The sequence below is a fragment of the Arthrobacter sp. K41 genome, from assembly GCF_059089645.1.
Genome location: NZ_JBNHEW010000007.1, coordinates 64012 through 78314, shown reverse-complemented (window position 1 = coordinate 78314; position 14303 = coordinate 64012). Strand labels below are relative to the sequence as shown.

Genomic DNA, 14303 nt, shown 5'->3' with positions numbered 1-14303 from the left:
AGCTGACATATACCTGAAACGGAAATACATAATGAGCGACGAAACACCCGAGAACCCGGTCCCCGAGGCCGGGAACCCGGACACCGTTCTTGAAGGCGACGTGCTGATCGACCGCGTAGAGCAGGTGGACCTGCAGACGGAAATGCAGCGGTCCTACCTGGACTACGCCATGGCCGTTATTGTGGGCCGCGCCCTACCGGACGTCCGGGACGGCCTGAAGCCGGTGCACCGCCGGGTGCTGTACGCAATGTTCGACGGCGGCTACCGTCCCGAGCGCTCCTTCAACAAGTGCGCCCGTGTAGTGGGCGAGGTCATGGGCCAGTACCACCCCCACGGCGATACCGCGATCTACGACGCCCTGGTGCGCCTCATCCAGGACTGGACCATGCGGTACCCGCTGGCCCTCGGCCAGGGAAACTTTGGTTCGCCCGGCAACGATGGTGCTGCTGCGCCCCGTTACACCGAGACGAAGATGGCCCCGCTCGCCATGGAGATGGTCCGGGACATCGACGAAGAGACTGTCGACTTCCAGGACAACTACGACGGCAAGAACCAGGAACCCACCATCCTCCCGGCCCGGTTCCCCAACCTGCTGGTCAATGGATCCTCGGGCATCGCCGTCGGCATGGCCACCAACATCCCGCCGCACAACCTCCGCGAGGTAGCGGACGGCGTGCAGTGGTACCTGGCTAACCCGGGAGCGAGCCGCGAGGAATTGCTCGAAGAGCTCATCCTGCGGGTCAAGGGCCCGGATTTCCCCACCGGCGCCACCATCCTGGGCCACAAGGGCATCGAGGATGCCTACCGGACAGGCCGTGGTTCCGTCACCATGCGAGCGGTGGTGAACGTGGAGGAACTGCAGGGACGGACCTGCCTTGTGGTCACCGAACTGCCCTACCAGGCAAACCCGGACAACCTCGCCATCAAGATCGCCGAACTGGTCAAGGACGGCAAAATCCAGGGCATCGCCGACCTGCGCGATGAAACGTCCGGCCGCACCGGCCAGCGCCTGGTGATCGTCCTGAAGCGCGATGCCGTGCCGAAGGTGGTGTTGAACAACCTTTACAAGCACACCGAGCTGCAAAGCAACTTCTCCGCCAACATGCTGGCCATTGTTGACGGGGTGCCGCGCACATTGAGCCTCGACGCCTTCATCAGGCACTGGGTGACGCACCAGATGGACGTCATTGCCCGGCGCACCCGGTACCGCCTGCGCAAGGCCGAGGAAGAAGCCCACATCCTGCGGGCCCTCCTCAAGGCACTGGACATGCTCGATGAAGTCATCGCGCTTATCCGTGCCTCCAACACCACCGAGGCTGCGCGCGACGGCCTGATGGAACTGCTGGACATTGACGAGCTGCAGGCCCGCGCCATTCTGGACATGCAGCTGCGCCGCCTCGCAGCCCTGGAACGCCAGAAGATCCAGGACCGGCACGCTGAACTTGAAGCACTGATCGCGGAGTACAACGAGATCCTTGGTTCCGAACAGCGCCAGCGCGAGATCATCAGCAACGAACTCGGTGAGATCGTAGCCAAGCACGGTGATGACCGGCGCACCAGGATCCTCATGGGCTACGACGGCGACATGTCCATGGAGGACCTCATCCCCGAAGAGGAGATGGTTGTCACCATCACCCGTGGCGGCTACGTCAAGCGCACCCGGAGCGATAACTACCGCTCGCAGCAGCGTGGCGGTAAGGGCATCAAGGGCGCCCAGCTCCGCGGCGACGACGTCGTGGAACACTTCTTCGTCACCACCACGCACCACTGGCTGCTGTTTTTCACCAACCTCGGCCGCGTCTACCGGGCCAAGGCCTATGAACTGATGGAAGCGGGCCGTGACGCCAAGGGCCAGCATGTTGCCAACCTGATGGCATTCCAGCCGGACGAACACATCGCCCAGGTCCTGGACATCAAGGACTACCAGCAGGCGCCTTACCTGGTCCTCGCCACCAAACGGGGCCTGGTCAAGAAAACGCGGCTGGAGGACTACGACACCAACCGCTCCGCGGGCGTGATCGCCATCAACCTCCGCGACAGCGATGAGCTGGTGTCCGCGCAGCTGGTTTCGGAAACCGATGACCTGCTGCTGGTGTCCCGCAAGGGCCAGTCCATCCGCTTCACGGCAACCGAAGACGCCCTTCGCCCCATGGGGCGTGCTACCTCCGGTGTCACCGGCATGAAGTTCCGCGAGGAGGACGAACTGCTGGCCGCCAACGTGGTCACTGACGGGTCGTTTGTATTCATCGTCACCGAGGGTGGCTACGCCAAGCGCACCGCAGTGGATGAATACCGCCTGCAGGGACGCGGCGGCCTGGGCATCAAGGTTGCCAAGCTGGCAGAAGGACGGGGCGACCTTGTGGGAGCGCTGATCGTCCAGGAAGAGGACGAAGTGCTGGTGGTTATGGAGGGCGGGAAGGTGGTCCGCTCTTCCGTCGCCGGCGTTCCGGCCAAGGGTCGGGACACCATGGGTGTCATCTTCGCCAAGCCGGACAAAAACGACCGGATCATCGAAGTGGCGCGCAACAGCGAACGCGGTCTTGTGGGCGAGGAATTGCTTGAGGATGACGTAACGTTGGCTGAAGATAGCGGTTCCCCGGAGGAAGCCGCAGAGTCAGCAGTGGCAGAAGAATCACCGGCCGTAGAGTCAGAGGACGCCTCGGGCGACGCTGAGCCGAACGAAGACAACACGGAGGTAACGAGTGAGTAATCCGGACTCATTTCCCAACCCGAACACTTCTGTTCCCGAGGGAAGCCGGCCTTCGGCTGCGCCCCGCGTGAACGCTCCTGTTCGTCCCCAGCAGCGTCCGGCAGCACCTGCCGCTGCTCCAGGCCAGCGCCCCCCGGTCTCCGGGCAGCGCCCCGTACAGGGTGAACGGCCTGTGCAGGGGCAGCCGGCACCGCGCACCGCACCCGTAAACTCCGTGCAGGGCCAGCCCGTCCAAGGACAGCGTCCCGCACAGGGAAACCCCGGACAAGGACAGCGCCCCGCACAGGGAACGCCGGGCCTGGTGAAACCGGCGCCGAAGGCAAAGGTCAGGCGTGCGCGGCTGCTGGTCAGCAAGGTGGATCCCTGGTCCGTGTTGAAGATGGCGTTCCTGCTGTCAGTGGCGCTGGGGATCGTCACGGTGGTGGCGGCCATCGTCCTGTGGACCGTTCTGGACCTTACGGGCATCTTCGACCAGGTGGACAGCCTGCTGGGCACCCTTGCCGGCTCCGAGGGCGGCGGCTTCGAACTGAAGAAGGTTGCTTCCCTGGGCCAGGTGGCATCCTTCGCCACCATCATCGCCGTGGTCAACGTTGTTCTCTTGACCGCGCTCTCCATGCTTTCCGCAGTTCTCTACAACATTGCTGCCACCCTGGTGGGCGGCATTGGCGTTACCCTCACGGACGATTAGTCCCTGTTTTCACCGGCCGGTGGCCGGTGAAAACGCCCGATTTGAGATCGGGCCGGGATGTGCTGTAAAGTCATGTCTCGGCCCGATGAGGTATCGGGGCGTATAGCTCAGGCGGTTAGAGCGCTTCGCTGATAACGAAGAGGTCCCAGGTTCAAGTCCTGGTACGCCCACGGAACCTGTGCAGGTTCAAGTGGAGGTTTGGTTCGCGTTACTGCGGCCGGGCCGGAATGGGGAGCACGTGAAGAAGTTGCTTGTAGTAGCAGCTGCAATCGCGAGCGTCCTGGTCTACCGGAAAGCACAGGAATCCGAAGCCCGGAAAACTGTCTGGAGCGAGTCAACCGATACGGTTGACTAGGCCGGACGCCCAGGCGGGGAGCTGGTCACGAGCTCCCAGGTTCTAGGGTATGATGGACGGGTTGCTTCTTATGGGGGCATGGCGCAATTGGTAGCGCACCTGCTTTGCAAGCAGGGGGTTCGGGGTTCGAGTCCCCGTGCCTCCACCATAAGAAAGTCCCGGTCAGCGTCAAACGCTGGCCGGGACTTTTGCTTTGCCGGTCTATGGCCGAGATTAGGTTGGGACAGTGAACTTCTTCATCGCGGCCCTGGGCGTGCTGGGTGTAGCGTCCTCCGGCCCCCTGATAGCTGCCACGCTTGGAGCTACCAGTGTCAGCGCGTTGGCCATAGCTTTTTGGCGGAACGCCATCGGTGCCGCGGTCATGGCCACTCCCACCCTCGTGCGTGAGCCGGCCCAGTTTGGCAGGGTCACCAAGGCGGAGTTTCGCTGGTCGGTGCTTGCCGCCGTCGCGCTGGCCCTGCACTTCGCTTGCTTCATCACCTCGCTGCAACTGACCAGCGTGGCCGCAGCCACCGCGCTGGTCTGCCTCCAGTCGGCGTGGATCGCCGTCTTCCAGCTCCTCCGCGGCATCAGGCACCCTTGGCAGGTGCTGGCAGGGCTGGGCATCGCTTTCTGCGGAGTCGTAGCCATCACGGGGTTCGACATGGGGTCTTCACCCGAGGCCCTGCTGGGAGACCTGCTGGCGGTGGCCGGCGGGGCCCTGGCCGGCCTGTACACGCTGGCGGGCGGCAAGGCCCGGCAAAGTATGACCACCGGTACCTACACCACCCTGTGCTACGGCATGTGTGCAGCCCTGGTGGCCGTACTGGCCCTGGCCAGCGGCCAGCCGCTCGCGGGCTTCGAAGCGGCCGGCTGGCTTGGCATCGCAGCCATCACAGTGGGCGCCCAGCTCATTGGGCACACGGCGTTCAACCACCTGCTGGCCACCATGAGTCCGCTCCTGGTGTCAATGATCATTCTTTTGGAAATCCCTGGGGCCGCAGTGCTCGCAGCCCTGTTCCTGGACGAGGTTCTTCCTGCCGGTACCTACGCCGGACTGGCACTGATCCTGGTGGGACTCGCCGTCGTCGTACTCAGGTCCGGGCGGGCAGCGCGGCGGAAACGGGCAACAGGTACCGGCAGCCCTGACGGTCCGCCAGAGCGTCCCCTGGCGGAACTGGGGACGGACTGAACCTCCCCGCCGGGAGGCCCCTACTGTCCGCCGCGGCGGACGGGCTGGGCGGTGTTGACCGTGTGGATGGCCCGCAGGAGTTTGGCCGGGAAGTACACCGAGAAGAACACCACCATGGGAGCCTTGAGGGCCATCTTCTTGACGTTGTGGGCCTTGTAGGTCCGGTCAAACCGGGTGACGTAGTATCGGTAGTCCCGCGGTGAGTCTTCCAGCCGGCGGGCCGACATTCCGGAGACCATCTGCGGACAGTAGTTGATCTTCAGGTCGTGGTCCGCAAGGTGGAGCGAAAGATCGATGTCCTCATGCATCTCGTCCTTCTCATCACGGCAGGTCTCGGACCGGATGATTTCCCAGGCTGAGGACCGAAGGGCCATGTTTGAGCCGAACAGGAAGTGGTACTGGTGCTTAGCCAGCTTCAGCATGAGCTGGCGCATCTTGTCGTCCGCTTTGAGGCCGAAGCGCCGCATGGGCATGTCGTAGTAGACCACGGGGCCGGTGGCTGCCTGGACTGACTGGTCCAGGAACGCGCGCTGCACTTGTTCCACCCAGTCAGGTTCCAGAACGGAGTCCGCGTCGATCCGGCCGAGAACGTCTCCGGTGGCGCTGTCCAAACCGAAGTTGCGGGTGGGAATAAGTCCCTGTTCCCGGTCCTGGCTTAGCAGGATGATGGGGCTCTCCGGATACTCGAGCTGCATCTGGCGCACAATGTCCGCGGTCCGGTCCTTGGACAGATTATCCACCACGATGATCTCGTGGGCTGGCACCGACTGGTAGATGGCAGCTATGAGGCACTGCCGGATCACGCTCTCCTCGTTGTAGGCCGGGATAACAATTGATACGCGGGGCAGTTCTGCTTCGTCGTTCAAGGCATCCCCAGAGGATTGGTCGGCTGGCATCAGTCCAAATCTAGCACCGATCAGATGCACGGCCGGGAGGTCGGGTTACCCCCCCCTAGGACGACGAAGGGGCCCCGCCTCGGGAGGCGGGACCCCTTGTCGGGATGTGCACTGTCAGGACTGGCTGGTGCCCTTGTCCGCACCAGCGCTGGACGCGGTGGTGCCGGTGGCAGTGCTTGCGTCCGTTGCCGTGCCGCTGGAGAGGTCCTCAGCGACGTGCTTGGCCTTGTCCGTGGTGTCTCCGCCCGCGGCCCCGGCTACCTCGGAAGCGGAACCGGTGGTTGCTTCCGGTACTTCGTTGACGGTGGTGGCCGGAACCGGTGCAGGAGTACCGGTGCCCGTGACGGGTGACGGCGTCTTCCACGGATCCTCGACGGGCTTGGACGCTTTCCAGGCTGCTACGCCGGCGGCGACAGCCGCGGCAATAACACCGAAGACCAGCCAGCCGCGCTGTTTCGGCGCTTCCGGCTCCGGGAGCTGAACGGTGGCTGTGCGGCCTGCCTGGGTGGCTGCTGTCCGAAGCTGTGTCCCGGTGGCCAGGGCCTGCTCCTGGATGGCGTGGATAATTCCAACGTCGCCGAGCTTCTGCGCCACAGCGTCAACACGTCCTGGAGTGTTCTCCAGCGTGCGGTGGACCGCGCCCGAGGCGACGCCGATCTGGTCCGACAGACGGGGCAGGAACTCGATAACAACCCGGTCCCGGGCGTTGAGGATAACCGGCGTCGCTTTGTCCAAAGCTTCATGCAGCCGCGGGGAAGCGCCCTCCACCGCAACGTTGATCCGCGGTGCGAGCTGCGCGATGCCGTCCTGGATGCGCGGTGTCACAACGGCCACTCCGTCCGCCGCCCTGTGTGCGGCCGACTTCAGGCCTTCCTGAACCTTAGGAGATGCGGTGTCCAGGCTGTGCTGCAGGCGGCCAACCGCTGCTTCCACACGGGGGCCCGCCCAATCCTTGGCGTTCTCAACGGCGCCGATGACTGACAGCTCAAGGTCACGGGCAATACGATCCGATTTCTTCACAACTACCTCCCGATTAATGTGACGGTCTGTGGTTAGCCTACGTGGCTTGCTGTTCACCGGCTATTCTCCCTGCGGAATTTGGGCGGATTTCACCGAGCGCGGAACTGTTGCCACAGCCATCCCCACCCCGGACGGCCGTGGAAGAATGGGCGCTATGACTGCAATCGCAACCGCAAAAGCAACCATCCACACCAGCCTCGGCGACATCGTCGTTAACCTCTTCGGCAACCACGCGCCCAAGACGGTCAAGAACTTCGTTGGCCTCGCCACCGGCGAGCAGGCATGGACCCACCCCGAGACGGGCGAGGACAAGACCGGCACGCCGCTGTACAACGGCACCATCTTCCACCGGATCATCAAGGACTTCATGATCCAGGCCGGCGATCCCCTCGGCCGTGGCGTGGGCGGTCCGGGCTACCAGTTCGACGACGAAATCCACCCCGAGCTCAGCTTCAACCAGCCCTACAAGCTGGCCATGGCCAACGCCGGCATCCGGATGGGCAAGGGCACCAACGGTTCACAGTTCTTCATCACCACCATTCCCACCGACTGGCTCCAGGGCAAGCACAGCATCTTCGGTGAAGTGGCGGACGAGGAATCCAAGAAGGTTGTGGACGCAATCGAGGGCGTCCGTACCGGCATGGGCGACCGCCCGGTGGAGGACGTCACCATCAACAGCATCGACATCGAACAGCTGTAACCCTCTCCATGAGTTACGGAATTCCGTCGGTGGAGCCGTCCGCGCAGGTCCCGGTATGCCCCCGGCATCCGGACCGGCCATCCTATGTGCGCTGCCAGCGGTGCGGGCGCCCTGCGTGCCCCGACTGCCAGCGGGCGGCCGCCGTCGGATTCCAATGCGTTGACTGCGTCAACGAAACAAGGCGCACGACGCCGGAGGTCCGGACCGTTTACGGCGGTGCCGTTGCGTCCGGGAAACCGGTAGTGACGTACGGGATCATCGCTGTGTGTGCGCTGATGTATGCACTGCAATGGCTGATTCCGGGCCAGGTGGTCTATGAACAGTTCGCCTATAACAACGTGTTCGCAACCCCCGAGTACGGCGCATTTGAACCCTGGCGGATGCTCACCGCAGCCTTCCTGCACTCCCCGGATCCCGTCCTGCACATTGCCCTGAACATGTACACCCTGTGGATTTTCGGCCAGGCCCTCGAGCCGCTCCTGGGCCGCGTCCGTTTCCTGGCGTTGTACCTCATCTCAGCAGTGGGCGGCTCCGTTGGATACCTCCTGCTGAATCCCGTGCTGGTGCCGGGACAGGGACTGGTGGGAGTGGTAGGGGCCTCAGGTGCCATCTTCGGCCTCTTCGGCGCCATGTTGCTGGTCCAGCGCCACCGCGGCGGAGACACCCGCCAACTCTGGGTTCTGATAGCGATAAACGGCGTGATTGGATTTTTGATCCCCCAGATCGCCTGGCAGGCGCACTTGGGCGGCCTGATAACTGGCGCCCTCTGCGCCGCAGTCCTTGCGTACACTCCGCGCGGGCCGCGGCAGGGTGTTGTCCAGGCCGCAGGGCTGGTGGCCGTCCTGGTCCTGCTGGCAGCCGCCAGCTGGGCCAGGATTTCCATGTAGAACACGGAAGCACCCCCGCGGCAGCCATTGTCATCCGCGTACAGGAAGGCCCCACATCGCTGATGTCGGGGCCTTTGCTTTTCCACAGCACTTATCCACAGTGTTGGTAACTTACACGTGTGTAGTTCCACCTGGGAAAGCCGTCTTTCCCTGAGACGGCGGGGGCTGGCGACTGCTGCGGTTCAGAGAATCCACATCTGTGGATAACTGTTGGGGATAGTGCTGTGTGTAAGTGGACAAAGCGGCCGCTTCCTATGGATCTGTGGATAAAAACGTGGAAGAAGGCGCAATATCGGCACTCCGGGGTGGGATGCCCTTCTCCATCAACAGGCTTATGCACACTGTTAATAAGTGACAGGGGTGTAATCGCTCCTTCGCATATGCCCGCATCGTCGGGAGTAGGGAGCCATAACTGCCCGTGTGATGGTCCCGGTTTCCACAGTTGTGGATAAGTTGTGGGTATCGCGGTGTTGGTAAGTGGACAACTCTTCCCGAGGTCGCTGAACTAGGTAAACGTGGGCTGCGCAGCCCCTGCTGGCCCACTGACCGTCTTCCATTGCCTGTCTGCAAGGAGAATCCATTGAGCGCCACCACGAAGCACATCTTCCTTGACAAGCAGCATCCAGGGTTATGGCGGGCTCTCAACGGGCTGGGACTCAAAGTCCGGGAAGCCGCGGAGGCTGCGGGCCTGGATGAAAAGACCGTGGAACTCCTGCACGTCCGGATATCACAGCTCAATGGCTGCGCTTACTGCCTGGATCTCCATGTGCGGGACGCTCTAGAGGCTGGTGAGACCGGACAGCGCTTGGCGGTGCTTCCTGCTTGGCGCGAGACGGCCCTTTTTACGGACAAGGAACGGGCAGCCCTGGCGCTGGCCGAAAGCATCACCGAACTGCCGGGCCACAGTTCGCAGGCCCAGGAGGAAGCGTTCGCGCGCCAACACCTGACGGAGGAGGAATTTTCGCTGGTCAGTTGGCTGGCCATCACCATGAACGCCTTTAACCGGATCTCCATCGTCAGCCATCACCCTGTGCAGCAGGACCGCTGAGCACCGGGGTGCCCACCGGAAGACCCTTTATCCACAGGTCGTCCACATTGTTAATAACTGCATATGACCCGCATGATTGCTGGTTTCCCGCTGCCGGGCGCGGGTGAAGCCTGCCCGGTCTTTGTCTTGGAGAGTTTTCAACAGTGTGGATAACTTTGCCAACACTTGGGGAAAACCTAAGAATCAGGCGGGGCGCTGGGGCCAGATTCCTGAGGAACCACGCCGGTGGCTGTCCAGCAGGTGCGTGTCCACCATGCCGATAGCTTCCATGAGGGCAAACATGGTGGTGGGGCCGACGAACGAGAACCCCTTTTTCCGCAGGGCCTTTGACAGGGCAATGGACTCCGCAGACTGGGTGGGAATCTCGGCATGGACGGCAGGGCGGGGTGTGTCAGCAGGTTTGAACTGCCATACGAAGTTCACCAGGCCGCCTTCTTCGCGCAGTGCGAGGGTGGCCCGCGCGTTGGTGATGGCGGAGCGAATTTTCAGCCGGTTTCGGACGATGCCCGGATTCTGCAGAAGCCGGTCGACGTCGGCTTCGGTGAAGATGGCCACGGCCTCGGGGTTGAAACCCGCGAAGGCGGCCCGGAAGGCGGGGCGTTTCCGGAGAATGGTGGCCCAGGAAAGACCTGCCTGGAAGCCCTCCAGGCAGATGCGTTCGTAGAGTCCCTGTTCGTCGGTGACGGGCAGGCCCCATTCCTGGTCGTAGTAGTCGCGCAGGAGCGGATCAACCGATGCCCATGCGGGACGGGCGAGGCCGTCATCGCCAACAACTGCGCCCCCGGCAGCTGCAACGCCGGCAACTGCATCCCGTTCAGGAACTATGAGCGCCACCGGGTGGTCATGAGGAAGCCGATGATTGCGATGCCGAAGCCGGCCACGATGTTCCAGGACTCCCACGCCTGGACGGGCAGCTGGCCTTCGCTGATGTAGAAAGTGATGATCCAGAAGAGGCCGATGATCATCAGGCCGAACATCACCGGCTTGAACCAGACCGGGTTCGGTTTGTAAGACTGCGACGTGGCCTGCTGGGGGGTGCTGGCGGTCTTCTTGCGAGGCTTTGACTCGGGCACGGGCTCTCCTTGGCGGGCTGAGGCAAGCTCGGCGTTCCGGGCTTGATATCCTGCAAGAAGGAAGCTGCCAGCGGTCTGCGCGATCTTGGTCAAATCTGGATTCTTACTAGCAGCCAATTCTAGCCGTAGCCAAGGGTTACGAACGCCCATGGCACACGCCCCGAGGAGAACCCGTGGTACTGCAGGAGAAGGCGAGGCCCGCCGCTGCGCCGGCTCCCGGCGTCGTCATACTGCGCGGGACAATCCAGGTGGTGGGCGAGCTGCTGATTACCGCCGGTGTGATCCTGCTGCTCTTTGTCGCCTGGCAGCTGTGGTGGACCAACGTCGAATCCGACGCGAAGCAAAGCGAAGTCATCAAGGAGTTCGCCCAGGATCTCGGCACCGCCGCACCGGTCCCGGATACGCCCGCAGCCCCTGCAGCACCTGAGGATTTTGGCCCTCCCGTCGTGGGAACCGCGCCTGGCCACGCCGGCACGATCGGGATCATGTACATCCCCCGGTTCGGCGAGTCCTACACCCGGCCCATCGTCCAGGGCACCACCGGGGACGTGCTGGATACCCTGGGGTTGGGGCACTACACCAACACGGCCATGCCCGGAGCAGTGGGCAACTTTGCTGTCGCCGGGCACCGCCAGACCCACGGCGCTGTCCTGGACAACATCCACACCCTGGTGCCCGGGGACAAGATCTACGTCCAGACCAAGGACGGCTACTACGTGTATGTTTTCCGCAACAACCAGATTGTGATGCCCTCGCGGTCGGACGTCCTGGAACCGGTGCCCACCCTTCCGGGCGTCACCCCCACGGAAAGCTTCCTCACCATGACCAGCTGCAACCCCCGGTTTGGGGCGGAAGAACGCATCATCGCCTATGCCCTGCTGGACAGCTGGCGCCCTGCGTCCGCCGGCCCGCCCGCTGAAATAGCAGCCCGGGTGGCTGCAACGGTTGGAAGGGGTTGAGTATGTACGGCTGGATTTTCCGCCAGTTGCCGGGGCCATTGTGGCTCCGTATCCTCACGTCGCTGGTGCTCATCGCCGCCGCACTGGTATTGATGGTTCAGTTCCTTTTTCCGTGGATGTCCGAGTACACCCAGTTCACCGACTCAACGATTGGTGCAGCAAGCCAGCCATGACCACAACCAAGATCCTCGTGGTGGATAACTACGACAGCTTCGTCTACACCCTTGTGGGCTACCTCCAGGAGCTCGGCGCGGAAACCACTGTGGTCCGCAACGACGACGTCACCCTGGCCGAGGCCATTGAACTGGCCGGTACCCGGGACGGCGTGCTCATCTCACCAGGCCCGGGCAACCCGGCCGAAGCGGGTGTCTGCATCGAACTCATTCGCTGGTGCGGCGAGAACAGCGTCCCTATGTTCGGTGTGTGCCTGGGACACCAGGCGCTGGCGGAAGCGTTTGGGGGCAAAGTGACCCATGCACCCGAGCTGATGCACGGCAAGACCTCGCTGGTGGAACACATTGGAACCAGCGTCTTTTCGGGACTCCCCTCCCCCGTCACGGCCACCCGTTACCACTCGCTGGCTGCGGTCCGGGACACGCTTCCGGACGTCCTGGAAGTAACCGCCCAGACCGCCACCGGAGTGGTGATGGGCCTCCAGCACCGGACCGCGCCCCTGTGCGGCGTGCAGTTCCACCCGGAGTCCGTGCTGACGGAAGGCGGCTACCAGATGCTGGGCAACTGGCTTGAGTCACTGGGCATGAAGGGCGCGGCTGCGCGGGCAGCAAAGCTGAGCCCCCTCATCCAGCACTGACCCGTCCCAAAAGAGGGCGTCAGCCCCGCCTGCGCGACGTCTCCGTGGGCGTTGGCGTGGGAGTCGGTTCAGGTGTCGGCGTGGCGGTGGGTGATGGCGGTGGCGGAGGTGGAGCCTTGGCCACAACGAGGGTAACGGTCTTGCCCTGTTCCACCGCGGCGTTCACGGCGTCGCTCTGATCCGTGACCCTGCCCGGCTCCACCTGGGCGTTTTCCGCCTCGACGACGGCCGGCACCAAACCCAGTTCCTTCAGAGCGGCTTCTGCCTCTTCCCGCGTCCGTCCGCGAAGTTCCGGCACTGCCACCTTGCCGGTGGAAACCACCAGCTCAACGCTTGTGCCCACACCCACGCTCTGTCCCGGGGCAGGGCTCGTGGTGATCACGATGCCGGCCGGGACGGTGGCGCTGTTCGCGGTCGTTGTGGAGGGGGCGCCCACCAAACCAATCTGGCGCAGCATGTCCCGGGCTGCGGCTTCCGTCTTGCCCGGCAGGGTGTCCGGAATCTTGACGGCGCTGGGTCCCTCGGAGATGTTCAGGACCACCTCGGAGCCTGGGTCCATGGCGGTGCCGGAGGCCGGATCCGTTCCGATGGCGGTGCCTTTAGGTACCGTGTCGTGCTGGGCGCGAACAATCCTGGGTTCCAGGTCCACGCCGTAGAGCTCCTGCAGCGCGGCGGACTCGGTCATGGCCGCCACCGCCGGAATTGAAACCTTGGGCGGCGGCGGTGCCGGGCGGTTAACGACGGTATACAGCCACAGTGCGCCGCCTGCCAGGACCAGGACGGTGAAGATCACCAGGGTAGAGATCCATGCACGACGGCGAGACTTCTGGCGCGCCGTCCGCTCGCGTTCCGGAGGCAAACCGAGAGGTAAGTCATCACGGCCAAAGGGTTCCTGGGCGGCGGAAACGGGGCGGCCGTCGTCGTTCACCAGCGCACTGACAGCAGCGAGCCGGCCGGTGGGGGCGTCGTCCAGGAAGCTCCCTTGGGTCACCGCAAACGCTTCAGTGGCGGGGGCCGGCGCCGGGACATAGTCGTTGGGATCGGTGGGCGCCTCTGAGGCGGAAACAGCGGCAACAGGGACACCGGCCCTGGCAGCCCGCAGTGCACGCATAAAGGCGGCGGCGTCCTGGAACCTGTCGTCACGGTTCTTCTGCAGTGCCTTCGCCAGAACGCTGTCCAGCGCGGGGGAAATCTCCGGGTTCAGGCTGCTGGCTGGTGCCGGGATTTCACGTACATGCTGATAGGCAACGGATACCGGGCTGTCGCCAATGAACGGGGGGCGGGAGGTCAGCATTTCATACAGGAGGCAGGCGGCGGAGTAGAGGTCGCTGCGGGCGTCCACTGTTTCGCCGCGGGCCTGCTCCGGCGAAAGGTACTGTGCCGTCCCCACCACGGCCTGCGTCTGGGTCATGGTGGCTGAGGAATCGGCGATGGCACGGGCGATGCCGAAGTCCATGACCTTGACCGAGTCCGTGCCCTCGCAGTACATGACGTTGGCCGGCTTGATGTCCCGGTGCACGATGCCGGCCTTGTGGCTGTACTCCAGCGCTGCGAGTACTCCCAGGCAGTAATCAATAGCCTGGGCAATGGTGACGTCATTGGCCCGAATGAGGTCCCGGATGGTCTTGCCCGCAACGAATTCCATCACGATGTACGGCACCCGGACGTTGTCATCCGATCCGTCGTGGACGAGGTGCTCACCCGTATCGTAAATGGCCACGATGGAAGGGTGGTTCAGTGCAGCCACGGCCTGGGCTTCACGCTTGAAGCGCGCCTGGAACTGGGGATCCCGCGCAAGGTCCGGGCGCAACAGCTTGACGGCCACGGTCCGCCCCAGCCGGGTGTCGAGGCCCTGGTAGACGTCCGCCATGCCACCCCGGCCGATGAGGCCCCCCAGCTCGTACCGTCCGCTCAGGACACGCTGGTTATCCACCGGAAGGTTGTCCTCACGGTGCAACGGTGTGCGCGCTGACTCGTTCATTGGG

General features: G+C 63.7%; 15 protein-coding genes and 2 tRNA genes. 12 read left to right on the top strand and 5 right to left on the bottom strand.

Features of this window, described 5'->3' with window-relative positions; all coding sequences use genetic code 11:
* Positions 1-31 precede the first annotated feature (31 nt).
* The 6 genes from gyrA (at position 32) to AC5RTE_RS15320 (ending at position 4924) form a co-directional block, all read left to right on the top strand.
* A complete protein-coding gene (gene gyrA, locus AC5RTE_RS15345; RefSeq protein ID WP_494042240.1) occupies positions 32-2710 on the top strand; it encodes a DNA gyrase subunit A in 2679 nt (892 codons plus the stop codon).
* On the top strand, positions 2703-3398 hold the full coding sequence (locus tag AC5RTE_RS15340; protein WP_494042239.1) for a DUF3566 domain-containing protein: 696 nt from the start codon (positions 2703-2705) through the stop codon (positions 3396-3398). The genes gyrA and AC5RTE_RS15340 overlap by 8 nt, the downstream gene beginning before the upstream one ends.
* 96 nt (positions 3399-3494) lie before the next feature.
* A tRNA-Ile gene (locus AC5RTE_RS15335) sits at positions 3495-3568 on the top strand.
* Positions 3569-3636: 68 nt separating this feature from the next.
* Entirely contained in the window at positions 3637-3753 is a 117-nt protein-coding gene (locus AC5RTE_RS15330) for a DLW-39 family protein (protein ID WP_494042238.1), read from the top strand.
* Between the two features lie 72 nt (positions 3754-3825).
* Positions 3826-3901: transfer RNA gene (locus tag AC5RTE_RS15325), tRNA-Ala, on the top strand.
* Positions 3902-3979: 78 nt separating this feature from the next.
* Positions 3980-4924 (top strand): DMT family transporter, encoded by a 945-nt coding sequence (locus AC5RTE_RS15320; protein ID WP_494042237.1) that lies wholly within the window; start codon positions 3980-3982, stop codon positions 4922-4924.
* A 20-nt stretch (positions 4925-4944) separates the two neighbouring features.
* Here the strand turns inward: AC5RTE_RS15320 and AC5RTE_RS15315 are convergent, their stop codons facing one another.
* Positions 4945-5841, bottom strand: coding sequence for a glycosyltransferase family 2 protein (locus AC5RTE_RS15315; RefSeq protein WP_494042290.1), 897 nt, complete (start codon positions 5839-5841; stop codon positions 4945-4947).
* A 93-nt stretch (positions 5842-5934) separates the two neighbouring features.
* Positions 5935-6840 (bottom strand): hypothetical protein, encoded by a 906-nt coding sequence (locus AC5RTE_RS15310; RefSeq protein WP_494042236.1) that lies wholly within the window; start codon positions 6838-6840, stop codon positions 5935-5937.
* Between the two features lie 154 nt (positions 6841-6994).
* On the opposite strand from AC5RTE_RS15310, the gene AC5RTE_RS15305 reads away from it, so the two are divergent.
* The 3 genes from AC5RTE_RS15305 (at position 6995) to AC5RTE_RS15295 (ending at position 9475) form a co-directional block, all read left to right on the top strand.
* Entirely contained in the window at positions 6995-7540 is a 546-nt protein-coding gene (locus AC5RTE_RS15305) for a peptidylprolyl isomerase (RefSeq protein ID WP_494042235.1), read from the top strand.
* An 8-nt stretch (positions 7541-7548) separates the two neighbouring features.
* Positions 7549-8427, top strand: a complete 879-nt coding sequence (locus AC5RTE_RS15300; RefSeq protein WP_494042234.1) for a rhomboid family intramembrane serine protease — start codon at positions 7549-7551, stop codon at positions 8425-8427.
* Between the two features lie 580 nt (positions 8428-9007).
* Positions 9008-9475: a carboxymuconolactone decarboxylase family protein gene (locus tag AC5RTE_RS15295; protein ID WP_494042233.1), complete on the top strand. Its 468-nt coding sequence runs from the start codon at positions 9008-9010 to the stop codon at positions 9473-9475.
* 183 nt (positions 9476-9658) lie between these two features.
* On the opposite strand, the gene AC5RTE_RS15290 is transcribed toward AC5RTE_RS15295, so the two are convergent.
* Both AC5RTE_RS15290 and AC5RTE_RS15285 read right to left on the bottom strand, forming a co-directional pair.
* Positions 9659-10309, bottom strand: a complete 651-nt coding sequence (locus AC5RTE_RS15290; RefSeq protein ID WP_494042232.1) for a DNA-3-methyladenine glycosylase I — start codon at positions 10307-10309, stop codon at positions 9659-9661.
* Complete coding sequence (locus AC5RTE_RS15285) at positions 10297-10548, bottom strand: cell division protein CrgA (RefSeq protein ID WP_494042231.1); 252 nt, start codon at positions 10546-10548, stop codon at positions 10297-10299. The genes AC5RTE_RS15290 and AC5RTE_RS15285 overlap by 13 nt, the downstream gene beginning before the upstream one ends.
* 173 nt (positions 10549-10721) lie before the next feature.
* Here AC5RTE_RS15285 and AC5RTE_RS15280 point away from each other — a divergent pair, with 173 nt between their 5' ends.
* Genes AC5RTE_RS15280 through AC5RTE_RS15270 form a run of 3 tightly spaced genes read left to right on the top strand, consistent with a single transcriptional unit; the run spans position 10722 to position 12318 of the window.
* Positions 10722-11507, top strand: coding sequence for a class E sortase (locus AC5RTE_RS15280; protein ID WP_494042230.1), 786 nt, complete (start codon positions 10722-10724; stop codon positions 11505-11507).
* A gap of 2 nt (positions 11508-11509) precedes the next feature.
* Positions 11510-11680 (top strand): hypothetical protein, encoded by a 171-nt coding sequence (locus tag AC5RTE_RS15275; protein ID WP_494042229.1) that lies wholly within the window; start codon positions 11510-11512, stop codon positions 11678-11680.
* Positions 11677-12318: an anthranilate synthase component II gene (locus AC5RTE_RS15270; protein WP_494042228.1), complete on the top strand. Its 642-nt coding sequence runs from the start codon at positions 11677-11679 to the stop codon at positions 12316-12318. Before AC5RTE_RS15275 ends, AC5RTE_RS15270 begins: the two co-directional genes overlap by 4 nt.
* Positions 12319-12337: 19 nt before the next feature.
* Here AC5RTE_RS15270 and pknB read toward each other — a convergent pair whose 3' ends face one another.
* Positions 12338-14299, bottom strand: a complete 1962-nt coding sequence (gene pknB, locus AC5RTE_RS15265; protein WP_494042227.1) for a Stk1 family PASTA domain-containing Ser/Thr kinase — start codon at positions 14297-14299, stop codon at positions 12338-12340.
* Between the last annotated feature and the right edge of the window lie 4 nt (positions 14300-14303).

Bases quoted from the DNA above. Each gene is read 5' to 3' on its own strand.
- AC5RTE_RS15305 (WP_494042235.1), top strand. From the start codon at position 6,995: ATGACTGCAATCGCAACCGCAAAAGCAACCATCCACACCAGCCTCGGC.
- AC5RTE_RS15270 (WP_494042228.1), top strand. From the start codon at position 11,677: ATGACCACAACCAAGATCCTCGTGGTGGATAACTACGACAGCTTCGTC.
- AC5RTE_RS15275 (WP_494042229.1), top strand. From the start codon at position 11,510: ATGTACGGCTGGATTTTCCGCCAGTTGCCGGGGCCATTGTGGCTCCGT.
- pknB (WP_494042227.1), bottom strand. From the start codon at position 14,299: ATGAACGAGTCAGCGCGCACACCGTTGCACCGTGAGGACAACCTTCCG.
- AC5RTE_RS15300 (WP_494042234.1), top strand. From the start codon at position 7,549: ATGAGTTACGGAATTCCGTCGGTGGAGCCGTCCGCGCAGGTCCCGGTA.
- gyrA (WP_494042240.1), top strand. From the start codon at position 32: ATGAGCGACGAAACACCCGAGAACCCGGTCCCCGAGGCCGGGAACCCG.